The organism is Pseudomonas sp. GM24, from assembly GCF_000282235.1.
In the GTDB taxonomy this organism is placed as follows: domain Bacteria; phylum Pseudomonadota; class Gammaproteobacteria; order Pseudomonadales; family Pseudomonadaceae; genus Aquipseudomonas.
Genome location: NZ_AKJR01000062.1, coordinates 1 through 24,795, shown reverse-complemented (window position 1 = coordinate 24,795; position 24,795 = coordinate 1). Strand labels below are relative to the sequence as shown.

20 protein-coding genes are annotated in these 24,795 nt (G+C 56.1%); 4 read left to right on the top strand and 16 right to left on the bottom strand.

The features are described 5' to 3' along the window. Both recG and PMI23_RS09940 read left to right on the top strand, forming a co-directional pair. On the top strand, positions 1 to 2,076 hold the full coding sequence (gene recG, locus PMI23_RS09945) for an ATP-dependent DNA helicase RecG (RefSeq protein ID WP_007920330.1): 2,076 nt from the start codon (positions 1 to 3) through the stop codon (positions 2,074 to 2,076). Between the two features lie 79 nt (positions 2,077 to 2,155). Beyond that, positions 2,156 to 3,556, top strand: coding sequence for an aminoacyl-tRNA deacylase and HDOD domain-containing protein (locus tag PMI23_RS09940; RefSeq protein ID WP_007920329.1), 1,401 nt, complete (start codon positions 2,156 to 2,158; stop codon positions 3,554 to 3,556). Positions 3,557 to 3,622: 66 nt separating this feature from the next. Here PMI23_RS09940 and PMI23_RS09935 read toward each other — a convergent pair whose 3' ends face one another. Further along, complete coding sequence (locus PMI23_RS09935) at positions 3,623 to 6,235, bottom strand: delta-60 repeat domain-containing protein (RefSeq protein ID WP_007920328.1); 2,613 nt, start codon at positions 6,233 to 6,235, stop codon at positions 3,623 to 3,625. Between the two features lie 191 nt (positions 6,236 to 6,426). After that, complete coding sequence (locus PMI23_RS09930; RefSeq protein ID WP_007920327.1) at positions 6,427 to 6,810, bottom strand: hypothetical protein; 384 nt, start codon at positions 6,808 to 6,810, stop codon at positions 6,427 to 6,429. A 586-nt stretch (positions 6,811 to 7,396) separates the two neighbouring features. On the opposite strand from PMI23_RS09930, the gene PMI23_RS09925 reads away from it, so the two are divergent. After that, a complete protein-coding gene (locus PMI23_RS09925; protein ID WP_007920326.1) occupies positions 7,397 to 7,768 on the top strand; it encodes a DUF6124 family protein in 372 nt (123 codons plus the stop codon). 114 nt (positions 7,769 to 7,882) lie between these two features. On the opposite strand, the gene PMI23_RS29840 is transcribed toward PMI23_RS09925, so the two are convergent. From PMI23_RS29840 to PMI23_RS09875, 11 genes are all read right to left on the bottom strand, one after another. Beyond that, on the bottom strand, positions 7,883 to 8,044 hold the full coding sequence (locus PMI23_RS29840; RefSeq protein WP_007920325.1) for a hypothetical protein: 162 nt from the start codon (positions 8,042 to 8,044) through the stop codon (positions 7,883 to 7,885). Positions 8,045 to 8,196: 152 nt separating this feature from the next. Continuing rightward, positions 8,197 to 8,796 (bottom strand): lysozyme inhibitor LprI family protein, encoded by a 600-nt coding sequence (locus PMI23_RS09920; RefSeq protein WP_007920323.1) that lies wholly within the window; start codon positions 8,794 to 8,796, stop codon positions 8,197 to 8,199. Beyond that, positions 8,793 to 9,881 carry a tetratricopeptide repeat protein gene (locus PMI23_RS09915; RefSeq protein ID WP_007920321.1) on the bottom strand — a complete coding sequence of 363 codons (1,089 nt, stop codon included), beginning with the start codon at positions 9,879 to 9,881 and terminating at the stop codon, positions 8,793 to 8,795. The genes PMI23_RS09920 and PMI23_RS09915 overlap by 4 nt, the downstream gene beginning before the upstream one ends. Before the next feature lie 61 nt (positions 9,882 to 9,942). Then, a complete protein-coding gene (locus PMI23_RS09910) occupies positions 9,943 to 10,701 on the bottom strand; it encodes a lysozyme inhibitor LprI family protein (RefSeq protein ID WP_007920319.1) in 759 nt (252 codons plus the stop codon). Between the two features lie 2 nt (positions 10,702 to 10,703). Continuing rightward, entirely contained in the window at positions 10,704 to 11,567 is an 864-nt protein-coding gene (locus PMI23_RS09905; RefSeq protein ID WP_007920318.1) for a tetratricopeptide repeat protein, read from the bottom strand. Between the two features lie 4 nt (positions 11,568 to 11,571). Next, the gene (locus PMI23_RS09900) at positions 11,572 to 12,078 is read right to left on the bottom strand and encodes a hypothetical protein (protein WP_007920317.1); all 507 of its coding nucleotides are present in this window, start codon (positions 12,076 to 12,078) and stop codon (positions 11,572 to 11,574) included. Positions 12,079 to 12,115: 37 nt separating this feature from the next. Next, positions 12,116 to 12,820, bottom strand: coding sequence for a hypothetical protein (locus tag PMI23_RS09895; RefSeq protein WP_238539529.1), 705 nt, complete (start codon positions 12,818 to 12,820; stop codon positions 12,116 to 12,118). Positions 12,821 to 12,840: 20 nt separating this feature from the next. Further along, a complete protein-coding gene (locus PMI23_RS09890; protein ID WP_007920315.1) occupies positions 12,841 to 15,291 on the bottom strand; it encodes a hypothetical protein in 2,451 nt (816 codons plus the stop codon). A 9-nt stretch (positions 15,292 to 15,300) separates the two neighbouring features. Next, complete coding sequence (locus tag PMI23_RS09885; RefSeq protein WP_007920314.1) at positions 15,301 to 16,695, bottom strand: TIGR01777 family oxidoreductase; 1,395 nt, start codon at positions 16,693 to 16,695, stop codon at positions 15,301 to 15,303. A gap of 203 nt (positions 16,696 to 16,898) precedes the next feature. After that, positions 16,899 to 18,266 carry a lysozyme inhibitor LprI family protein gene (locus PMI23_RS09880; RefSeq protein WP_007949791.1) on the bottom strand — a complete coding sequence of 456 codons (1,368 nt, stop codon included), beginning with the start codon at positions 18,264 to 18,266 and terminating at the stop codon, positions 16,899 to 16,901. Positions 18,267 to 18,312: 46 nt separating this feature from the next. After that, on the bottom strand, positions 18,313 to 19,098 hold the full coding sequence (locus PMI23_RS09875) for a hypothetical protein (protein ID WP_238539528.1): 786 nt from the start codon (positions 19,096 to 19,098) through the stop codon (positions 18,313 to 18,315). Between the two features lie 169 nt (positions 19,099 to 19,267). On the opposite strand from PMI23_RS09875, the gene PMI23_RS29985 reads away from it, so the two are divergent. Continuing rightward, the gene (locus PMI23_RS29985) at positions 19,268 to 19,690 is read left to right on the top strand and encodes a DUF6124 family protein (RefSeq protein WP_238539527.1); all 423 of its coding nucleotides are present in this window, start codon (positions 19,268 to 19,270) and stop codon (positions 19,688 to 19,690) included. Positions 19,691 to 19,844: 154 nt separating this feature from the next. Here the strand turns inward: PMI23_RS29985 and PMI23_RS29245 are convergent, their stop codons facing one another. From PMI23_RS29245 to tssI, 3 genes are all read right to left on the bottom strand, one after another. After that, positions 19,845 to 20,381, bottom strand: coding sequence for a hypothetical protein (locus tag PMI23_RS29245; RefSeq protein ID WP_007920308.1), 537 nt, complete (start codon positions 20,379 to 20,381; stop codon positions 19,845 to 19,847). Then, positions 20,378 to 23,062, bottom strand: coding sequence for a glycoside hydrolase family 19 protein (locus tag PMI23_RS09865; protein WP_007920306.1), 2,685 nt, complete (start codon positions 23,060 to 23,062; stop codon positions 20,378 to 20,380). The genes PMI23_RS29245 and PMI23_RS09865 overlap by 4 nt, the downstream gene beginning before the upstream one ends. A 198-nt stretch (positions 23,063 to 23,260) precedes the next feature. Continuing rightward, positions 23,261 to 24,795, bottom strand: a 1,535-nt coding sequence (gene tssI / locus PMI23_RS09860; protein ID WP_007949790.1) for a type VI secretion system tip protein TssI/VgrG, incomplete at its 5' end; no start/stop codon positions are given.

The following is a 24,795-nucleotide window of genomic DNA, read 5'->3' as shown; positions in this document are numbered from 1 at the left end:
ATGACGGAGCTGTCGCAAGTGTCGGTGACGGTACTCAAGGGTGTCGGCGAAGCCATGGCCGAGAAATTGGCCAAGGTCGGCCTGGAGAATCTGCAAGACGTGCTGTTTCACCTGCCGCTGCGTTATCAGGATCGCACCCGCGTGGTGCCGATCGGCGCGCTGCGGCCGGGGCAAGACGCCGTGGTCGAAGGCACCGTCAGCGGCGCCGACGTGGTCATGGGCCGCCGGCGCAGCCTCGTTGTGCGTTTGCAGGACGGCACCGGCGGCCTCAGTCTGCGCTTCTACCATTTCAGCAACGCGCAGAAAGAAGGCCTCAAGCGCGGCACCCGCGTTCGCTGCTACGGCGAAGCCCGGCCCGGTGCGTCAGGACTGGAAATCTACCACCCGGAATACCGCGCCATTACCGGCGACGAACCGCCGCCCGTGGATGAAACCCTGACCCCGGTCTACCCGCTCACCGAAGGCCTGACCCAAGCGCGTCTGCGCCAGTTGTGTCTGCAGACGCTGACAATGCTTAAGCCAGACACCCTGCCCGACTGGCTGCCGACCGAACTGGCCCGCGACTACCAACTGGCGCCACTGGCCGATGCGATTCGCTATCTGCACAACCCGCCCGCCGATGCCGACGTCGATGAACTCGCCCTCGGCCATCACTGGGCGCAGCATCGTCTGGCCTTCGAAGAACTGCTGACGCACCAACTTTCACAGCAACGTCTGCGCGAAAGCATGCGTTCGCTGCGCGCGCCAGCCATGCCGAAAGCGAAAAAGCTGCCGCCGAAATATCTGGCCAACCTCGGCTTCAACCCGACCGGTGCGCAACAGCGCGTCGGCAATGAAATCGCCTACGACCTCAGTCAGCACGAACCGATGCTGCGCCTGATTCAGGGCGATGTCGGCGCCGGCAAAACCGTGGTCGCCGCGCTCGCCGCGTTGCAAGCACTGGAGGCCGGCTATCAAGTCGCACTGATGGCGCCGACCGAGATCCTCGCCGAACAGCACTTCATCACCTTCAAGCGCTGGCTCGAGCCGCTGGGCATTGAAGTGGCGTGGCTGGCCGGCAAGCTCAAGGGCAAGAACCGCGTCGCCGCGCTGGAACAGATCGCCAGCGGCGCGCCGATGGTGGTCGGCACCCACGCGCTGTTCCAGGACGAAGTGCAGTTCAAGAACCTCGCGCTGGTGATCATCGACGAACAGCATCGTTTCGGTGTGCAGCAGCGTCTGGCGCTGCGGCAGAAAGGCGTCGGCGGACGCATGTGCCCGCACCAGCTGATCATGACCGCCACGCCGATTCCACGGACATTGGCGATGAGCGCCTACGCCGACCTCGACACCTCGATCCTCGACGAACTGCCACCCGGACGAACGCCGGTTAACACCGTGCTGGTCACCGACACCCGCCGCGTCGAAGTCATCGAACGCGTGCGTGGTGCCTGCGCCGAGGGCCGTCAGGCCTATTGGGTGTGCACGCTGATTGAAGAATCGGAAGAGCTGACCTGTCAGGCCGCCGAAACCACGTTTGAAGACCTCACTCTGGCCCTCGGCGAGCTGAAAGTCGGGCTGATTCACGGGCGCATGAAACCCGTCGAGAAGGCCGCCGTCATGGCCGAATTCAAGGCTGGCAACCTGCAACTGCTGGTCGCGACCACGGTGATCGAAGTCGGCGTCGACGTGCCCAACGCCAGTCTGATGATCATCGAAAACCCCGAGCGTCTTGGCCTCGCGCAACTGCACCAGTTGCGCGGCCGCGTTGGTCGGGGCAGCGCTGCCAGCCATTGCGTGCTGCTCTACCATCCGCCGCTCTCGCAGATCGGGCGCCAGCGTCTGGGCATCATGCGCGAGACCAACGACGGCTTCGTCATCGCCGAAAAAGACCTCGAACTGCGCGGCCCCGGGGAAATGCTCGGCACTCGCCAGACCGGCCTGCTGCAATTCAAGGTCGCCGACCTGATGCGCGACGCCGACCTGCTGCCTGCCGTCCGCGACGCCGCGCAAGCGCTACTGGAACGCTGGCCGACCCACGTCAGCCCATTGCTCGACCGCTGGCTGCGCCATGGGCAGCAATACGGCCAAGTGTGAGCACCGTCGCAGTTTCTGAAGGATCGTTCCGACAGAGCTGGTTATACTCCTGCCATTGTTTCAAAAACGGATACAGACCATGACCGAAGCTGCTCTCGCCCCCGAATCTCCGCACGCTCCGTCTGTTATTCGGCTGCTGCTCAACAAGCTGGGCGTTGCCTACGAAGAAGTGCTCGATCACCACGGCCTCAATGCCTCGCGCAAGGTACAAGCCGTGTTGCTCGACGACGCCGTCGGCGCGTTGATGGTGCTGTTTCCACAGAGCCAGCTGCTGGATCTCAATCGCCTCGCCGAACTCACGGGCCGGCGCCTGACCGCCGTGTCCACCGAGCGCCTGGAAAAGATGCTCGGCAAACACAGCCTGAGCCTGCTGCCGGGCCTGCCAGCGCTGACCAGCTCGCCGTGCCTCTACGAAGAAAGCCTGCTGCGTGAACCGAAGTTGCTGATCAACTCCGGCGAGCCGGGCCTGCTGCTGGAAATCGCCAGCGAAGACTTCAAAACCATGCTGACCAAGGCCAGCGCCGCCAATTTCGGCGAAGCCCTGAGCAGCATCCGCCCGAACCTTGATCGCCCGGACGATGACCGCGAGGAAATCACCCAGGCCGTGCAAGCGTTCACCGCGCGGCGCATTCAGCAGCGTCTGGAAGCGACCATCGAGATTCCGCCGCTGGCCGAAACCGCGCAAAAAATCATCAAGTTGCGTGTTGACCCCAACGCCACCATCGATGACATCACCGGCGTGGTTGAAACCGACCCGGCGCTGGCCGCGCAAGTGGTGAGCTGGGCAGCGTCGCCGTACTACGCCTCGCCAGGCAAGATTCGTTCGGTGGAAGACGCGATCGTTCGCGTGCTCGGTTTCGATCTGGTGATCAACCTCGCGCTGGGCCTGGCCCTCGGCAAGACCCTGAGCCTGCCCAAAGACCACCCGCAACACACCACGCCGTACTGGCAGCAGTCGATCTACACCGCCGCCGTCATCGAAGGCCTGACCCGCGCCATGCCGCGCGCCCAGCGCCCGGAAGCCGGCCTGACCTATCTGGCCGGCCTGCTGCACAACTTCGGTTACCTGTTGCTGGCCCACGTGTTCCCGCCGCACTTCTCGCTGATCTGCCGCCACCTGGAGGTCAACCCGCACCTGTGCCACAGCTACATCGAGCAACACCTGCTCGGTATCAGCCGCGAACAGATCGGCTCGTGGCTGATGCGCTACTGGGACATGCCCGATGAACTGGCCACCGCCCTGCGCTTCCAGCACGACCCAAGCTACGACGGCGCCTACGCCGAATACCCGAACCTCGTCTGCCTGGCCGTGCGCCTGCTGCGCAGCCGCGGGATTGGCTCCGGGCCGGATGAAGACATTCCGGATGCGTTGCTGGAGCGCGTGGGGTTGACTCGCGACAAAGCCAACGACGTGGTCAGCAAAGTGCTTGAGGCCGAAGTCCTGCTGCGCGAACTGGCTTCGCAGTTCAGTCAGGGCTGAAAGCAAAACGGGCAAGCGACCTCCAGTTGGAGCGACGCTTGCCCGCGATGTACCCAACGCCCCGGCTTAATCCGACTTGTTAAGGTAACGGATCACCCAGCCTTTTTCGTACCCGAAGTCGGTGAAATACACTCCGCCCACCACGATGCGGCCATCATCCATTACGGCCATGCCGTGTGGATATTCGAAACCCGCGCTTTCATTGAAAACGGTAAATCCCGTACCAAAGAAAGAAGGATCCGGAGAACCATCGGCCAGAAAGCGTGCGGTGACCGCGCTGAGACTCTCATCAAGCGCGCCAGTGCCACTGCTACCACAAACGATGACTGAACCGTCCGCACGCGGCACGCAATGCAACCATCTGACGCCTTGAGAGACAGGCGAAGATATTAGCGGTTGACCACCATTGAACACCCGATTGTAGGAGCCGCTGAGATTGAGCACCGCAATCAAGCCATGAGAAACGCCCTCCACCGCCGCACCGCCGGCCACAACGATTTTGTCATCGACTACTGCCGCAACGTCCAGACTGATCCATTCATCGTGGGGCACATACACCGCTCCTTTGCTTCCAAATCCCGTGTCAACCTTGCCCGTGGCATCGAAACGAGTCACGTAGGCGCCAGGCTTACTCACCGCGAAATAATTGCCGCAGATCACCACGGCGCCGTCAGCCTGGGTCGCGACCGCTTGCGCAACGATGTCCGAAGGCGAAATCTCTGCAAGTTCTATGAATGCAATGCCTGTGCCGTTGAAGGTCTTATCGGGCGAGCCATCCGGCTCGAACCTCAGAACGATACCTTTTGCCCTTCCGGCAGCATCTGCAATGGTACTGACTACGACGATTTTTTCGTCCAGTTGCTGAGCAGCCATCCCTGCTGCGCCAGCCCTTGCGGCATCGCTGGCAGACTCGTGCACCACCTCGGAATATGCGCCTCCTCCCATCTTATCGTAGGGAAGATAAAGCACACCTTGTTCCCCGAAAGACGTTTGCAGTTGCCCGTCCTCGCGCTGCCTGACCAGCACCAGGCCCGTCGAGTTAGTCGCGCCCTCTTCCGAGTACTGAGCACCAACCAGCCAACCGCCATCGCTCAGCGGTGTAAACCCGAGGATCCGGCTCATGTAAAAAATTTCTTTCAGCCTGATCTCGACATAGCCGGAGTCTTCTCCACCGAAAGCCGAGTCGAGAGCACCGTTTTCAAGCAGGCGAACGATCCGCGTAGGCGCACCGGGCGTTGAAAGGCGAACGGCGACCAGCAATTTGTTTTGCGGCAGCGCCAGCAGCGCCCTGACGTCATATCCCGAGAATCCCGGGAATGGAAATCTGAGGATGCCGGCGTCGCCAAAAGTCGGATCGTTATTCAAAAGTGACGTGCCCGCCAGATAGCGCACGAAGCGCCCTGGGACTTTGGGAAGATCAGAATGGACGGATAGCTCGATGCACACCACGATCCGGCTGTCCCCCATGACGGCCACACCTCGCGCAAAGGCTGCCCCTGCGCTGTCTTCAAACAGCGCATGCCCCGTACCGTTGAAAGCCGTATCCGGTTTTCCATTAGCAAGAAAACGCGCCGTCACCATGGCTGATTCACCGTGACCGACAACAACGATCGAACCACCCACCTGCGAGGCATGCGTCCACGCCAACCCTTTCAGTAACGGCGAAAACAGCGGCTTGCCGCCATTGAACACAAGGTTTGCCGCGCCGCTGGTCGTGAACGCAGCGATCAACCCACCTTCAAGGCCACTACGCAAGGCTCGGCCCGCGACGATAATCCTGCCATCGCCTTCACGTACCGAAATCGATTGCAGAAAACTCTCGCCTTCGTCGTCGGGAATCAACACGGCCACGCCGCCGTTGAACTGACTGTCCAGTGCGCCATTTGTGTCCAGACGCGCCAGAAAAACTCCACGGCCTCCCGATTCGTCCTGGTATGCACCGCAGACCAGCACCTTGCCATCGGCTTGAACGGCGATACCGGAGACGTTATTCGATGTGGCGACATTCACAACCACATAGCCCGAACCGTTGAATGATCGATCGAGGGAGCCATCCGCTTGCAGACGTATCACAACGCCCACTGGCAATGGCGCATCAGCAAAAAACACGAGATGAAGCAGGACGATTTTGCCGCCCACCTTCAGGGCCGTTGACCGTAATGAAGCGTGAGCAATCTGGGAAGATCTGCCGGTCGGGCGACTGGTCTTGCGCGGCACGCTAGCGGGGTCGGGGTTGCCATAATGGGAGATGAACCGCACGCCGTTGGTGCCGAACGTTTCGTTCAGTTCACCGGTCTTTTTCAGGCGGACCAGTGCGAGGCCAACGTCATCGGAGGTAGTCGAGAAATACTGAAGGCGTATCAGCCAACCATCATCCTCGAGCGCATCGAGACCGGAGACATAGCTGATCCGAGCCCCTTCCAGCGCTATTTCAACGAAACCTCTGCGCGCCGGACCGAAGGTCTCGTCCAGCGAACCGTCGTCATTCAGCCTTGCAATGGCAACCGGGGCATTCGCTCCCGTTAAGGGTATCGCCACGAGAAATTTTGAATCGGGGAGCGCCAAGACCGCCGCCGCTTCGTCGCCCGCGATGCCGGGTATCGGTAACGTCAACACGCCATTGCGAGCAAATGTCGGATCGAGTGACCTAGGGGTAGAAATACTGTGTGTCTGCGTCATGAGCTTGTTCCATCAAGTTGGTGAGTCCCTTAACGCTGGAACTGGAACTTGAGTAGAGCATCGCCATGACGCACAAAACACCTGATAGAAATGACAGTCCGGCTGTCTTTACGAGCCGCAATGATGGCCTTACAAGACAAGCGCACCGTTATTCAGTGCGCGCGCATGGATCTGTTCAAGCCAGCACCTTCTTAAGCCTTAGCCTTAGCCTTTCTTGGCTTCAAATACTTCATCAACCCCTGAAACCACATCACCAGCGCCGGGTTGCCCTTGAGCTGGATCGACTTGTCCTGAATCCCCTGCATAAACGCCAACTGCTTGTTCTTCGCCTGCATCGTCGCGAAGCCATAACCGGCATCTTTAAACGCAATCGCAAACGCCGGCTCTGCCACCACGCCAGACTTGCTGGTGATGCGCTGATCCTTGACCACGAAATGCCGCGCCACTTTCCCATCCAGCGTCTGCAACTGAAACACCAAATCCTTGTCACCCAACTGCTGCTGGAACGCAGGATTTGTCCGGCTGGCCTTACCCATCAACAAACCCATCATCCACAGAAGAAAACGAAATTTCATGCGCACAGCCTCAAAAGGAAAATGAACGGCCGGGGCAGTGTAAGGGATTCGGACGATAACGCCAGTATCTGACGCTGTTGGAAGAGGATGCGGACCATTTCCCGCACGATGACCACCAAGTCACGGTTCAGCGCTCGCCCACTGATCGTTCCCCCGCTCCGCGTGGGAATGCATCCCGAGACGCTCCGCGTCTCACCACTCACCTTTCCTACACCTGTTGAAACACATCCCTGTAGGAGCCGGCGAAGCCTGCGATCTTTTGATCTTCCGGCCCGCGAATCTATGGGAAATTTCCTGCAAAGTGCGGGGCTGTGCGTGAACTAGGCGAGTTGGCTGGCTATCGATAGGCTCTGTGTGTCGCCGCAAAATCGGTGACTCGGACGTGCAAGTCCGGTTCAGGTGCACAATCGTTAGTGGCGTTTCGCCGAGCGTTTTCCTATGCTCCCGATCGTTATGGCGGCTGTGCGTCGGAGACCTTCGGGTCTGCCGGGTTCCTGAACCGGTCTTGCACACCAACGCACAGCTGCCACCTATTCGAAGTGCAAAGCGAATTGGTGTCGGCCTCATAACTTCAGGAAGCTGCACCATGATCAAACCAACACCCAACCCCCCAGAGAATCCAGACGTTTCGCCCTACGAAACCCTGGAATCAAAGAAATTCCACGAAGCCGCCGAGCGCGCCCTCGACCACCATTTCAAACCATCCGTCGAACCACATCCCAAACGTGAAAACGGCCTCTTCAAACTCTCCCCCGGCACCGACGCCGAAGCCCTCATGGCCAACGCCTCCGAAGACCTGCTGTCCATCAGCGTCATCGCCTGTGACCTCGCCGACGATCTCCACGGCTCCCGCCGCTCGGTTGCACTCGCCCTGAGCAGAATGGCGGACGGGGTGAGATTGATGGTGGAAGGGACGCTCGACCAGATTGAAGTGCGAAGCGTGGCGGCCAAGCCGTAGCGAAGTTTGTGGATGAAAAAAGGGGACGTTAAGTCCCCTTTCTGCAACTACCTGTAAAAACCCAGACGAAAAAAAGCTGCCAATCACGGCAGCTTTTTTGAGAATCCGGAACCTTCAGCCAGCTAGGCGACCGACAGGCTCGAAATCACTGCCATTGGACAGAGCAACATCCAGAAAGCGGCTGCGCTTATCGGAACGCTTGGCCAAAACTTCACGAGCTTCGGCCTGGAACCGGGCAGCCATCATAGGCTTTGGTTCATGTTTGGACTTTTTCATGGAGACCCTGCGGGTATCGCGATTTGAGCGGATATTAGAGGCGCGGCTCCCCCAATAACAAGTCAACTACAAGGGAATATTGAGTCCTTTTCTGTCAGCGGGCAGGTAAACAAAACGCAGGAAACGCTAACGCTTTCAAACCAATCATTGCATCAACGATTCATAGGCAACTGAAAACGCATACGAACAATGCAATAAGCGAAGTCTTCACGAAACAGCCGACCAGCCATTTCGCAATGCCCATCAGCGTATTGTTTCCAAAGCGGGTCCTCGAAGGCTGCTCCACCCAATCGCTCCATCGAAGTCGCCAGTCCTTTTTCCCGGTCCTGCCCAGCCATGGCCGTGGCGGCTTTGTAAAAACCGTCCAGCGGTAACCCGGTTTGCAGAGCAATCAACTCTCCCAAACGTGCGTTGGTTGTTTGCACCAGACACCCAAGCCTATCAATCGGCGCTTCAGCACCCGGGAACGTGCCTTGATAGATCTCCTCGCAAAACCCTTCTTTGAAGCGCACCCATTTCTTCTGCACGTCTTTGAGTTGCATCTTTTCCGCAGGCGCCAAACTGGCCAGCGCTTTCTTATATTGCTCATTCAAGACTGCATCGACTTTCTCGAAAGTCTGCTGACCGCAAATGACTAAATCGCGATTGGTAAAGCTGTCGGGATTGCAGGCTTCCTGCGCATGCGCTGGAACCAGCGAAGCAGCCAAAAAAACACCCACGATCAGCTCAAAGAACGTCTTGAGTTTGATCATGATCCGGATCCGCCAACACTGCGCTCAGCTACCCGCGCAGGAATCTTCGACACCTTTCCCGCTTCCGACATACGCGATGCATATTGCTTGTACGCCGGCACCGCTCGCTCTTTATCGTTCATAGCCCAATAGCTATCTGCGAGATTCAGGTAAGCCACCGTCCGCTCTGGGTTGTGTGCAATTACCGCATTCAACAGTTCAATGGACTCAGCGTAGTAACCCGCCTCGCCCAGGAGAAAACCGAGGTCGTTGGACCAGCCGGGACGCTGCGGGTAGTAGTACTTTGCGGCGATATAGCTATCCGGGGGACAAGTGTCATGCGAGCCACCGCCCATCAACGCGTAGCTCATCGTATCCTTGAAGGAAGAGTCATCACCCTTTCGGTAGGCTGCCAGCGCCATATCCAGCAAATCAGCCGAATCGACGGTCATCAGTTTCTTTCTCACGCCCTTAATACTGCCAGTACGAGCAACCTGCAGCTTCTGCAGCGCCTCACGCCCATCGAAAGAGGCCAGGGTGATTGGGCCCAACGTCTGCACCGGCAACTCCACTACGCTGACAAGCGACCGGTCACAGGAGTCGTTGTTCGCCACTTCCAGCAGAGCTTTCAGCTCAAACTGCTTTGAACCTCTGTTGAAGGCGAACAACAGGTTGAAGTTGTAAACCGCGTTATCTTCCTCGCTGGTTACCAGCGCGATGTAATCCCCAGCCTCAACGAACGGCTGCTTGACCACAGCTTCCTCAGCCTGCGGATCAATGACAGTCATGACGCCAGGGCGACCTTTGAGTACATGGACGCTGAAGACACCCTGAAGCGCAGACGAGTACTGACTCTTGATCAGAGGCAGCGCCTTCGACGTATCGAGCAATATGTCCTCGTTACGTGCCTGCATCGGCGCAATCAATAACCGGTTGGAGGCCTCGTCCGCATCTCCTTCCAGAACAAATACGTTTTGCCGTGATACATCACCCAGCAAGCTAGCCGGAATTTCCTTCAGGACTTGGGGCGCAGCAAGCGCGGGAGAACCCGGTACAGCGACACAACAAGTTAGAGCGCAGAGAACGCTCTGCAATACGCGTTTCACTTTCTTCAATCCTTGATTCAATCAAATGATGTCCAAATACACCCCAATAGAGCTTGTCCGATTAGGCACCGGGTTCAGGCGCGCCGCACTTCAGTTCTTTAATTCGCTCATTCTGGATCGGTATCACACAAGCGAGCCGCTTCTCTCCTTCCCCACGAAGCTCGAACAAGCTGAGCGTCAGGTGTAAACCATCGGCAGCAAATGCATGATCCTCAAACAATGCACTGGCATAACCATTCCAAAACGATTTGCCGTCAAAACTGCAAAACCGCTTGGAGGACAGCACCCTCCAACCGCCGTTGGGCGCCAGTATCTGGACCGTCAGGCATGGGCTGCCAAAGGTGCTGACATAACGTGCCACGACATCGCCGAAGCGCAGGGAGCCGGACAGGTACACCTTGTTGAGATCGACCACATTACCCGGCTCATCAGCGACGATTGTGTCCAGGTAAGCCGCACGTTCCAGACTCAGTCTGGCCATGCAGTTGTTAACCGTTGTGACATGCGCTGCCACCCCAGGCTCGATTTCCGTGGCTTCAAGCGGGCAGGTGGTGTCGCGTAGCTTGATCCAGGCGCGCTGGGATTCTCTGGCCATTGCGACCAGCGCCTTACCCTGCTCAGGGTCGCGCCGTTGTTGAGCCTCAAACCGTCCCATCAGCTTCTTGTAGCTGGCATTGAGTTGTGTGTCGGCTTCTTTGCGAGCTGCCTCCACACACCGATCGACCTGGGCGCTCACGGTGATTTCTTTGCAGTCGTCCTCGGCCATCGCGCAGGAGGCAAACAGGCATCCAAAGGACAACGCGATAAAACGCACAAACATGTTCAATTTTTCATTCCCTGAATGGCGGATCGCTCAACGACACGTTGAGGTATTTTCTGCGTCTTGCCGTCGGCGCTCATCGCGTCGCGGTACTGGCTGTAATAGCGCTGCGCTTCATCTTTGCGATCGAGGCGCCAGAGTGAATCAGCGATGTTCAACATCAGTACCGTGCGTTTACCAACGGCCTCAACGCCGCGATAAAACTTCAGCGCCAGCTCATCTCTACCGCCCTCGGCCAAGTAGAAAGCCAGGTCGTTGAACGCTTGAACATTGCGCGACGGTGGGTGACAAGCCATATAGGACTCTGGACTTATAGTGCGAAGATTGAATGCGAGTTCTTCCACGCGAGATTGTGGCATCTCAATATTTGAGACCTGCTTCAATAAGTCCTTTGGAGACGGCGTCTGCATGACGAGGTCAGGCGCATCCTCTTCCCCGGAAGTCCACCGATTGCCCTCCCACTTGCCGTAGCAAAACCTGGCTGCAGGCTGACTGAGCACGCAACCGGTCTCCATCGAAATGACCCCGCAACCAGTTTCCTCTGTTGGGATTTCTTCACCCTCCTGGCCAATGACAACGCCATACAGAGTCTGAAGGAGGAGCAATGTTTTCTTGTCGGGACTTAACCAAGCCTCATGCGTTTCAGTACCCACCGCGGGTACATAGAGGGGAAACGTTTTTCCATTGGCGGTAAACGAGGCAACCGCCGCCTCCGCAGCAGGCCTGCCCCATGTCTTGTCCTTCAATGTCACTAAGTGCCCGCCAACCCCCACGATCTGAATATTTTCAGACAAGGCATTGGCTGAAGCTGTCAGGCTCATGACAATCATCAACCACTTAAGGCTGCCCGCGAGAAGACGGTTCATCCACTCACTCCTCATCCATCGGCGACGATTCCACGTCGGTCATGCTCAGCAGCCGAAACTCATTGTTCACAAACTCGTAGTAACGATCCCGGTTACCACTTTCCAAAGCATTCCCTTGGGCATCTTCTTCGCCGTCGAGCGTGATGCCGGACACGATAATCAAGCTGCTGTCGGGCTGGTAAACCATGCCGAACGTGCTGCCGTCGTAAGCATTCGGTAGACCGCCAACGACTTCCCCAGTCTGAGCGTCCAGCACTTCGCCGCAAATGGCGCTGCCGCCACAGCCGAGCCTGTGCAGGATGTAATGGCCGGCGAAGTTGACCTTGCCTTTCAGGGCTTGCACCCGTGCCTGATCCATCATTGGGCTGCTGTTTTCTTGCGGCACCAGCTTATGGTTGGGGCCGGTGAAAACTGGCGTGACGGTGTAATCCTTGAAGGTTGGATCGGCAGCGAATGCGATGGACGCGGCAGCCAATACCAAGCTGCCGAGAAGAACCGAAAATCCTTTCACGCTGTAACTCCATCGAGGCAATGCATTTTGGGTGTGTTCATTTGAAGGCAATGCCGCGCACCGCTTTCCTGATTTTCTCGAACTCTTCGTTGCTGATCGCCAGCGGGGCGGATGAACCCGATTCCGCCGAGCCAATCAGCACGTCTTTACCCCTCAGCAGGCAAAAAGCGATGCGGGTAATGTGCCGTCGTGACTTGTCGTGGAAACCGAAGATAAAACCCGAAGAGTTCTCCCCACCCCATTGTTCGAAGGTGTAGGTATTCGCACGACCCGCCAGAGAGTTGGGCAGCCAGCCCTGATCGGTAAGGGTCGCCGGACACCTGCGGTCGTTGTCGTCACGCAGGACTTGCACCGCAAACGCATCTTCTACCGGGGGTTTCCAGTCGGTGAGAAGCGAAAAGTACTCCGAGTTTTCACACATCAAACCAAACCACGGCAGGCTCAGGTCGCCATGTTTATCGAAGTGCCAGTCGGCACCACTCGACGTCTGCGCTTGCCACAAGCTGGGGGCGCTTGACGGTTTGGGCAGTTGTTTGGCTGCGATAAATACCGAATAGAAATCGTCGAACTTCAGCCATTGGTTCTGCAGCAGCGGCATGGAGAACCGACACGACCCCATGTCTACAACTGTCTCGGTCGGGCCTTGCGCAACCGGCGACTGGCCGGGCTCGTTACCGACCAATACAGGACCTGCGGCAGTCACATAATCCACCTGTAAAAACGCGACCAGACCAAAGATCAATTCGCGGAGGTATCGTAGTTTCACTTCCTATCCTTCGAATTCATCAGTTCCAACTCACCATCCCGATACAACACCTCACACCCCACCCACGCCGGATCCACCTGCGGCATCACCGCCGACGGCTTGCGCAATTCCCGCAACAACGTCGAGCCATGCGACAAGCGTCCGCCCATCCGCGCAATCACTGCCCGCGCCGTCTGGTAATGCGCGTGCCGCCCCGGATCGAGGGTGTCTTCGAGCAGGATGTCGGCGCCGAGGATGCCTTGCACCTGCCCCGGATAAATCATGAACCCGGTCGCCTGCTCCGCACCTTCGCGACCGTCCTGCCAAAAGCTGCCATCGCGGGTGCGCACATCGGGGTGCGGTGCAAACCAATGTTCGCGATCCGACAGTGGCATGGCGTGGTGCAGACGGAAGAAGATGCGCATGAGGTTGTCGCGATACCACTCGCGTACTTGCAGGTAGTAGCCGCGCAAGCCCGGCAGGCCGCTCGAATGCGCGAGACGGATCAGCCCTGGCCATTGCGGGAATGGCTGCAGCGGCAGATCGCTCGACGCGGGCCGAGGCGTAGCAGGATCGGTTTCCCACGGCAATCGATGCGGACTGTTTTCAAGGTTGTCGTAAGCGGTCGGCGGGCGGCCCAGCCAGTCACCGCCGCTGCTCGCCAGCGCTGTGGCGATGCACAGATTGCCTTGCACTACGAACACGTAAAACCGGGTGAACCAGTCCGCCAATTGCTGACCATCGGCAGCTTGGGCGACGAGTTCGGCCAGTTCCCGATCGAAGCGCTGCAAGCCGTTTTCAAGATTCAGCAAATGGCCGCGAGCCTTGCGTTGCATACGCAAAAACAGCGGCAACGAACGCAGCATCTTCAGCGGTTGCCACGGCAGATGTGGCGTCGCGCCGCCAACTTCACCAGCGTAGTTATCGGCGCTGATGCCCCAGTCGGCCAACCGGGCGAGGAACAAATCATTGTTGATGTAGGACGCGCCGCCGAACACTGCGGTGAACGGCTCGTTGTCCTGCAACACCCGCGCATCCCAACGCGCCATGATCGCCGGAATACTCGCGGCTGCTCGGCGCTGGGCGTATTCCACCAGCACGCTCGGTTGCGGCGGCAGGATCTCGGCGATGTTGGCGGCAGTCAGGTGCCGGCGCCAGCCGTAGTCGCTGATCGGCCGGTATTGCAGCAGCCACAGTTGCGCACCGTCCCAGGCCCATTCGACGTCGCCGGATACGTAGTGGAACACGCGCAGCACGTCTTGCAGAAAGTGCCAGAGCAGGTCTTCGGTCAAGCCGTGGGCCGGTGTGAACGTGCCGCTGCGCCACGCATCGCCGAGCCGCGAAAGCGTTGCCCGTGAGGGGCTGACGTGACCGTCGGCGAGCGATTCGAGATGACCTTCAACCCACTCCAGCTCCACCGACAGATGCCGCACGAAGGCGATCCCGGAAACTACCGGGGTGATGAAGCGCTGCACCACCACTTCCTCGACGCCTTCGGCCGTCAGTTCGGCAATGCGTTTCGGCACATTGGCGGACGGCTCGCGCAGATAGGTGGTGCTCAAACCGGCATTCGCCGAGTCGGCCTGATCCTCGCCGTAACTGGAGGAGCGCACCGCCCAGGTCACATCAGGTTGGGCGGCGAGAAATGCCGGCAGGCGCGGATCGCTGCAATCGTTGAGCGTCAGCGCTGCCGGCACCGCTTGCCGCGCCAGTTCAGCCAAGCGCAAACGCCCGCCCTTGGTATGCGCGACAAACCCGCGCTCGCCCGACTCCAGCCACTGCACGAACTGCGCGGGCGAGTCGATCCACGGGTAATGACCCCAACCAGATTTGAGGCTGATGGTCAGATCTGCGCGGGCGAGAATCGCCGACCACGCCGCCGCTTGCTCGATGCCGAGCACCGCGTCCTGATCGCCCCAGACCAGCTCGACCGGATCGGTGATCCACTCCAGCAGCGGCAACGCGGTATCGGCGCGAATCAGATCCCAGTGCGGCACAAACGCACGGCAGCGCGCATAGCCGGCGCCCATGCGCTGGTACTGCGCGGGCGTCCAGGTCTGGTTGGAAAACTTGCGCGCGAACAGCGTGGGTTTGTTCGACAGTAGCCAGTGAATGGTCTTGCGGATCGGCAGCGGCGACATCAGCGCCGGCAATCGACGCTGCCACAAAAACGCACCGACCGGCGCCAACAAAACGCTGCGGGAAAAGTGTCCGGGCCGATGCTGCAACGCATGCAATACAAGCAACGCATTGACCCCGACTGCCATGATCGCGCTGCCCTTCTGCGTCATCGCCAACAAGGTCTGCGCGTAGTCCGCCAGATCCTCGCAAGGCGGCTGCGGATTCGCGCCGAAGCCCGGCAACTCCAGCGGCACCACGTCGTAGCGCTGGAAGTGCGGCAGCGCGTCATCCCACCAATCGGCAGCGCTGCCGTTGCCGGCCAGCAGGTACATCAACGGCTTGCTCATGGACGATCCTCAGGTCAGATCGCGCAGAGCGGCGTCGAGGGTTGGAAAACGGAATGAGTACCCAGCTTCAGTCAAACGCTGCGGCACCACGCGCTGACCGTCGAAGAACAACTGAGCCATTTCCCCTGCCAATGCACGCACTGGCGCGGCGGGAATGTGGAACCACACCGGGCGCTTGAGGACCTTGCCGGCCTGCTCGGAGAACGCTGCCTGACTGACCGTTTCGGGCGCGACCATGTTGTAGGTGCCGCGCAGAGTGTCGTCGTTGAAAGCCCGCGCGATCACCTGAAGCACATCGTCGCGATGCACCCAGCTCATGATCTGCCGACCGTCGCCCATACGCCCTCCGAAACCCAGGCGGAACGGCAGCAGCAATGGCGACAACGCACCACCCGGACCGAAGACCACGCCGAGACGCAGCACCACCTGACGCACGCCAAACTGGGTGGCCGGTTGCGCGGCGGCTTCCCAACGCGCGCAGAGTTCGGCCATGAAGCCGTCGCCCTTGCTGGCGTGTTCGTCGAGGCTTTCGCCGGCATCGCGCACGCCGTAGAAGCCGATGGCCGAGGCTTGAATCCACAGCGTTGGTTTGTGCTTGGCGTTCTTCAACCAGGTCATCAACGCTTCGGTGGTGCCGACTCGGCTGGCGAGCAGTTGCGCCTGACGCTTGGGAGTCCAGCGTGGGCCGGCGACTGGGGCGCCGGCGAGATTGATCAGTACGTCGAAGGCTTCGTCGTGGCTGAGTTCGCTGAACGAATGCACACAGCGGACGCGGCCGTTGAATATATTGGCCGCGCTCAACGGATCGCGCGTCAGTACGCTGACCGAGTGGCCGGCGTCGAGTAATTGATTGACCAAGGCTTCGCCGATGAACCCGGTACCGCCGGTGATCAGCACGCGTTTGAAAGCGCTGCCGGCAAACGGGTTGGACTGACTCGGCATCTTTTCTGGTGGCGATTTTCGGCGGTCGTGCCGATACAACCAAACCAGCGGCGGCAATAGCACCAGCAACGCAAAACCATCGAGCCACAGGTGCGACCAGACCTGTTGTTGCGCTGAGAGCCACATGTCCTGCGGCGCCCATAACAGGATGCCGGCGCTCAACCAGCCCCAGACTGCCGGGGTTTTCAAGCGATTGCCCAAGTGCACCAGCGCGAGCATGTACAGCGAATAACTTTGCAGCGTCGCGCCGAACAGCGCGAGCCACCAGACTTGTTGTTCGTGGCCGGCCGCAGGTACCGCATCGGCGCCCCAGAATGCGAGTTCGAGAACTTCAAGATAGCCGTCGAGTAAACCGGAATGCCCGGCCCAGGTCAGGGTGAGACCGGCGAGAATGTGCACGATTGCGGCGGCGTATAGCCAGAGCACTAGCGCGGGGCGAAGCGAGATCGTGGTGGCTGGCATTCCGTGTCCTGAGCGCATTCCTTGGGGTGGGGAGTTTAAAGGAAAATCGCAGTCGTCAGATGCTCAAGTATTAAACGTTTAAGCGCTGCGGATTCTGGCTCAGCGCATATGAAAACGCGTTAGCCATGATGGCGGAACGCGTTTGATCACATCGAGGTGAAAAGGCGCCGGGCGCTGTAAACGCCCTTCTTCACTTAACCGCACTAAAAGCAGCTGCTGGCCACTATCGGTTCGGCCACTTCGGACTGAAGTCGCTTAATCGCATTGATGCCCGAGTCGTTACCTTTGTCGGCAGCAAGCTGATAACAGGCCAAGGCGCGAGGAGTATCTTTCTTTCCTAGATCGCCGCTTTTCCAATAATCGCCTAACGAAACGAATGCATGCGTTGATCCCATGGTGGTAGCACGAATCAACTCTTTTTCAACGTCCAGCGGGCGCTGGCAGGGTCCTGAACCGGCCAATTCATTGCCAAAACAATAGAAGCCAGCCAACGACTCAGCACCGCTCGGCGAATCAACGGCTGCTGCCTTGAAAAGAGCCTCAACTTTGCCGTATTCCAATTGCGGGGCCATACCCGACAGACTTAGCCCGGCCGCAGCCGAACTAGATATAGGATCGCCTGAAGCGGCCGCGCACAGGTAATTTTCCAAAGTCGCCTCAAAAAGTTCTCCTGTCAGTCGGTATTGCTCAAGGCCGCCCAAGCCAGCAAATCCTTGTCCGCGCTGCCAACAGAAATTCTCCGCACGACTCATTTTCCGCGTACTGGCTACAGAAAGCTCTTTATCAGGAATCGACCAGTCCTCAACCCCATCAAGCGTCCAGCATGACTTCCGCGAAAAGTTGAAAATCTTGATATTGCTGTTGCCGGCGCGTTTATCCACAACGTTAACGTGGCGGTCATCCACCTTCTCGATCTCTATTCCTTCCACTTTCCCATCGGGCACGGCCACCATTAAGGGAAACGCCATATCGCGTCCCACCTCCGCAGTAACGTAGGTCACAATCCGCCCTATATCCGACGTCCCCTTTAATACCAGCAGCTTCACGGCCTGCGCAGTTAGTCGCTTCTGCGATTCGGCATTAGCGGAGAATGCTGGAAGAAACTGTCCAAAGTCTTGCGTAGGGCACGAGCCACGTCCAAATGTCGGGCCACTCCCGGTATCGGACGCGATATTGTCCAAAAACACTGAACGGTCACGACTCATACTGGCGATGCAATTGTTCACCGCTGCCACATGCGCCGAAGAGTCCGGTTCCGTCTCCAACGCATCGACCTGGCAATCGGTATCGCGCAGTTTGATCCAGGCGCGCTGAGCCTCCTGAACCGTTGCCTTTTGGCTCGCCGCAAGAACTGGATCGGTCTGATATCCACCTTCGAGCCGAACCATCAGTTCTTGATAACTGGTATTCAACTGCTTATCTGCAGCAACCTTGGCACTCACAGAACATCTTTCCCTCTGAGAGTTCGTAGTGATATCGACACATGCATCGTCAGCAAATGCATGTCCCCCCAACAGAGATAAACCACCAATCAGCACGGCGGGCAGCACCGGAATAAGATATTTACTCAAGGCAAATTCCAACAATATCTTGCGAAAGTGTATTTTTAAGTCGTGCTTATTCTTCAAGGGAGATAGCCATTTTCAGAGTAGATCCATTCAGATAAACGACTGCTTCGCGCCCATTAATATCGACAGGGGTAGGATTTTGGATCATTCCTTCATCACTAGCCTTCGCAATTTTTGTTAACGTCTTATCCGCAACATTGGCACGCCAAATAGTTTCATCACCATTCTTGAAATAAAACGTCGGCCGTGACTTGCTCCAAATCGGAGCATATATATTCCAACCGGCCTCGGGCCGACCAGCCTGCGCTATCGTTTCATACCCTGAGGTGTGCGAGTAGTACGCTTGCAATTTTCCATACTCACCACCCCAACCGAATGTCAAACCACTAACAGCATTTTCATCAGTATTTGGCCACTGCTGGAACAGCAAACTGCTTTCCAATGGCGGAGATTTTGAACCGAGCTTATAAACCATCCCCCGCAGCTGATTCTTAGAGAGTTGCTGTCGATAGTAAAACGCCCCATCAAAGATTCCCGCAAACCTTTTCCCTTCGTCGTTTGAACCCAAACTCAGAGCACCATCAAAACCGATATCTTTCGCAATCGTGTGCAATACCGGCCTGTCGTTGCGATCAACGTACTCATATAGATTACCCCGGTACGCAATCATCGCCGCATCAAAATGCCCTTCAAACACGATGACATGCAACATGCCTGAAATTATTTCTGCGGAGATCACAAATCGTTCGACAGCCCCTTTTTCATTGGGAAGCCATGCTAAATCAATGACCTTCCATGAGCGCTCAAACTGTGTGTACGGCTTATCACCCAACATTAACTTAATATCTTTCTGATTTGGCCTAGGCGCAATAGGAACCGGCAACAGAAAGCGTATCTGCCGAACATAAGAGTCCTCTAAACACTCCACTGACTCACAAGAGTTACGCTCTGACTCAAGCCATTCACTTTCGATTATTTGTAAAGCTCGCCGATTTTTTATCGGTTTGAAGACCTCACTGAGCTTTTCGTCCATTGCGGACAAAGAAGGAGAACTACAAATTTTCCTCTCTACTTCCGTCGAAGCTTTGCCACAGTCGAAACTCGCAGAAAATGCGACCGAACTGAATAGCAAAAAGGTTAACGATAAAAAGCAAGGGAGCAAATATATATTTTTCATTGAATCAGCCATCGAAGAAATTTTCCCACCATCGAAACGGATACGTTTACGCTCCGCCTCAAAATCAAAGAATTTTGGCGCAACAAATAAATCCGTCCCCTCTCACAGTCAAGACATGCTGTCCATCAGCGCCATCGCCGCAAAACTAGCGGACGACATCGAAGGCTCGAACCGCTCCGTAGCGGTGGCCCTTGTCCGAATTGCCGATGGTGCACAAATTATGGTGGAACGCGCTTTGGACCATTTGTAAGAATTGATAGCGGTGAGGCAGACAGTGAATACGTAAGAGGTACCTGTGGGACGGACTAAAAAATAAATCCGTCCCTTTTCCTTGCGTCCCTTTTCCTTAATAAATAAATCCGTCCCTTTTATTCGTTTCTCTCACTTTATCCCGTCACGAAATCTCACTTAAAATCTTCAGCACTTTTCGGGAGCGACTCAAGACCCTTTAACGCCTTTCGATTTATGAATGAGTAGCTTCCTCTCTCACAAGACTTTCTAGAAATAAGCTCTCCATCTTTTAGAACAGTTAAAAAACTTCTATATGCCTGCGAAACAAGATATGTATACCTTCCATTATAAAATTTTATTATATTCAAACTCACGCTACCTTCAGAGGCATTAACTACATAAAAACGGCCTTTGGGAGGAACTTTACTTTGTGGATATAGAAGCTCTATTTTTCCAGGTACACCATACCTATACTGCACATAACCGGAGTTCGGATTAACATTACCTGATGCACATACGGAAACAATTTTCCCAGCCGGAAGCGGGCAGCTGAAATAGATATCTTCCTGAGCACTACAAAGAGTAACATCCTCCGCGTCCTGCTCTTCTTCTGCAAATGCTGCAGATACAAAACAACCAAACACATAAACCACAAGAAAAACTCTTAAAAACTTTCTTATCTGCACATCAACATGCAAGAATTTGTTCATTTGAAATATTCTCCTTCCCATATTTTTTTAAAATTCTCCTTTCTTGCTACGCGACTATTTGTATTATAGTTTACAATATCTGTAATTGAATCCACCGCCGCTTCCGTTGGCCCTGCATCTGCCCTTATGTGCAAGTTATGGTCTACCCAAAAATAGCCTGCCGAACGAACCGCATACTTCATTTGAACTAACAAATCTGGGGTCTCTATAAAATCGTGATCCTCATTTGGCCACCTGCTTAAATTACTTCGATACCATGTTGTAAAGTCTCTATAGTTTACTCTTCCCGTTAACTGCTTCAGTCCCCGCCCGCGAAATTTCCAACCATCACCAGTTGCATAATCTCCATTCCCTAACTGCGCTCGGCCGCCATATGCTCGATTAGCGACTTCTACATAATCCGCTTGCGTCACCGAAGTCCCATCGGCCTTTATCGGTTTAACAGTCTGATAACCGAGGGCATGTGCCGCACTAGGATTATTCGAAAAGTACGAGAACGTAGCTATTAGAGAAGTAGCCTTCCACAAGAAGCTTTCTTCCACACTTAGTGTGGGTCCTGTCTCTTGCATTACCTGTGCAAAAAAATGACTCCTGCGCAGTGGTGTATCAAGCTTAAAGAAATCAATATTAGCGTTGAGTTCGTCAGCTATCGCCTGAAGGTCTACATATTTCGACGGGCCAAGTCCGGGGTAGATCTTTTTCATCATATCCAAAGTAAACTCAAACTTTGGCTTCACCTTGATATATTCAATAAACTCTATCGGATGAAAATGCCAAACAAGTCCATCAGCAGGAACCTCTGCCTTACCAGACAGTTCACTCCAGAACACCAATTTATCGATACGTGTCTTCTCATGGGCGAGCGTCTTTGGTGAGCCTTCCAAAATCTGCGGCAATCTACCCCACTTCGCTTCGCTGGACGTGTCCTTCCACTCAGTTGGATGATAGGCAATAAGCTTTGACCAATGAGACCTAAGCTCAGCATTTTGCAATGCCTTAGGAAAATCCTCTGGTGTAACTTTCCCGTCTGCGTTTCCAAGCCTATCTAGGTCACTGTATAGGCCTTTAAAAAATTCTGGCATATCATCTGGATCAAGGAAGCCATCTGCGACAGCACTCGACTCCTTTACAATCCGAAAGCCAAGCTTTTCCCAATCGTGCTGAGAGATTATCTCCGCTTCGCCTTTTGCGATTAGGCCTGTTTTACTTTGGCCATCCTCTTCAACCTTTGGCTCATACCATTCATCTGGATTTTTGAATATTGGAACTTTACTCAGTTCAATGGCATGGTCCGAAACCAACTCCACAACTCCCGTCTGGGGAGGCTTTTTTAACAAAGTTTTATTTGCGGACAATCGCAAAAATTTCTTCCCAGTGGCCAACCCAGCTGGATTTTGTAAAAACTCTTCCAATTTTTGATCTGTTGTAAAGACCTCGATATGAACCTGGTGCTTGCGAGTTGCCTCACCGCTCTCATCAAGAAGATTTTCCATCAGGCCTAAGTAACCAATAGGATTTCCTGCCTTGATACCGATACTGGTAATGACGACTTTCTCAAAAGCCTCATCAACGGGAGTCACTGTATCCCACCGCATCGCTGGCGATGGAAGCTCATTTTCGACGCAAGCCCAAAACGTTGGCGGCACCGCTCCGCCCCCTCCGGGGCCGCCGCTAATTAGCGTGCATTCGGCCATGCGCCTAGTCTCTCCAGCGATATTCAGGTTGACAACTTTTTCGCTGTCGAAAGTAACAACACTTGTAGCTACCAATGCTATAGAGCCAACTGGTGGCCCCGCATTTTGCCCGTTGGCTTGTATTGCCGGAGCGCTGTATATCGGTAAAGGTTGTGGCCCTACTGTCGCCTTTACTTTGCCGTGCCAATAATTCGGTTTTTCTCGCTGCGGAGGTAAAACTTCGAACCAACTTGGTCCTGCAATGGCGCCACCAGTTGTTGTTCGAGGATATACCTCACCATTTTTTTTGTAGGCAAACCAAGCCTCCTGACCCACAGAGCGGCCTGCCACACTTCCCTTAAGAATTTTGCCCTTGGCATAAACCTCAACTGTTCCCTTTTTTTCGAGAATCTCAAACTCTGTGCCTGCAGCGATTGCTCCATAAGTATGGCAACCAGGTTCACCCTTAGCGTCGCTACGCGCAGTAAAACCACCGGCGATCATTTTGATTCTTTGATTAGGCGCTTCTTCTGGTGACAATGGATACCGATCAAACGGTAATAAATGCATGTACAAGCTGTAAAATGTCAGCTTGTTCTGTTTACCTTTATTCGCGCCTTCTTCGGTATTTGGTGGTGAATGATATTCGTGACGCACCAAACAGAAAGAATTAGTATACTTCAGAGACTTAGAGCCCTCGCCCTCACCGAAGGTTGATGTCAAGTAATCCTTGCTCAAGCGATAAGCGACAACTTCACCATCAGCAATACAACGCACAGGTTCCTGTAGTACACATTGAGGCGCACTTAGGTCACTAATATGGATTCCACCATGCCAGAATCTGTTATTTCCCAGTAAATAGTGCCCTGACGTCTCAGTTCCGATAGCCTGATAAATCTCTTCGGCATCTTTAAACTGCTTCCCATCGGACTTTCTTATGGGAAACTCAAACTTAATCGTCGGAACGATTATTTCCGGAGTTGTGCTTTGGGTCGAGGAGTCAGTCATTCTTTGCTTCCTGCAAGCTTACAGTCGAGCTCTTTGACTCAACCCATTCCTGTTTGGCGACCATCGGACTTGATGACTTCGCAGTTAAAGTTGTCATTTTCAATAGCACTTTAGCTCGACCAAAAAACATGCTAACCGGGACAGATGCAGTTGGCATTCCCATAATCAATTTTTTCTTAAAAGCACGATTCATGTCTTTTACTCAGAAAACACAAAAAAAGCCTTCGGCTTAACCTTCTCAGGCGGTGCATTCAACAACGCCTGATCCATCAAACTCCCCGCCTTATCCTTATCCGCCGCCCCCGGCAGCACCGGCGGTTTAATCCCGATCCCTGTGCCGGAGCCAGCCGAGCCACCGGCATTGATCTTGATCACTGGCCCAACCACCGTCACACCACCGCCATCGAGCTTGATAAAGCTCCCACCCCCAAGGATGGTCAGCTCCGTTCCCGCCTCAATAACGATCTTGTCCCCAGCCTTGAGATGAATCTCTTTCCCCACGCTGGTGAGCTGCGCAGTCCCCAGCTTCACATGCTGGTTCTGCCCAACCGTCAGGTGATCATCCAGCTTCGCTTCAATCTTGCGGTCGGAAATCGTCGTGCGGTGTTCTTCAGCCTTCAGCTCGGTGTAGGTGTTCTTAACCACCGTGTCATGACGCTCATTCCCGACCCGAATCTTCTGATCGTGCTCAACGTTCTCATCCCAGTCGCGCTGCGCATGAATGTAGATCTGCTCCGCACCTTTCTTGTCTTCAATACGCAGTTCGTTGTACCCACCGCCACCCGGTGAGCTAAGCGTCTTGAACACGCTGCGAGTCTTGTTCGCCGGCAAGGCGTACGGCACCGGGTTTTCCTTGTGGTACAGGCAGCCGGTCACCAGCGGTTGGTCGGGGTCGCCTTCGAGGAAGGTGACGAGGACTTCCATGCCGATGCGCGGGATGCTGATCGCACCGTAACGGTCGCCGGCCCAGGAGCTGGAGACGCGCAGCCAGCAGCTGGTTTTGTCGTCGGCCAGGCCTTCGCGGTCCCAGTGGAATTGCACTTTGATGCGGCCGTATTGGTCGCAGTGGATTTCTTCGCCTGCGGGGCCGGTGACGACGGCGGTCTGGCTGCCGAGGACGCGCGGTTTCGGGTGTTCGAGCGCCGGGCGGTAGAACACGTCCCACGGGGTGGCGAGGAAGGTGTTGCGGTAGCCCTGGTGGAAGTCGTCCTTGTTGTCGGTGGTGTCGCTGGTCACGCCTTCTTCGAGGACTTGCGGCTGTTTGCCTTCGTGGAAGAGTTCGGTGAGCAGCCACAGGTCGTTCCACTCGCTGCGCGGGTGGTCGGACATGGCCATGAAGTGGCCGCTGACCAGTTTGGTCTGGTCGCCGCGACCTTCGGCCTGGCGGTAGTCGGCGCGGTGGCGTTCGAGGGCGCGCTGGCTGAGGAACTTGCCGCGCGCGCGGTCGATGAAGCGGCCGGGGTAGTCGTAGTCTTCGAGATCCGGCTCGGTGCTCTCGCCGTCCGGTTTGTAGGCCGCTTCCATTTGCAGGCGCGGTTTTTCGAAGTCGTAGTCGCGGCGTGTGGTGCGGCTGGTGCGGGTTTCCAGGCGCAGTTTGAAGCCTTTGATCACCGGTTCTTCGGCGACCATGCCGCTGCCCTGCACGTACGCGGTCGGCTGGCCGAGATCGGGGAACACGGTCTGGTCGTCGCCGAACACCAGCAGGTGTCCTTTGTCGCTGTGCTGGAAGTGGT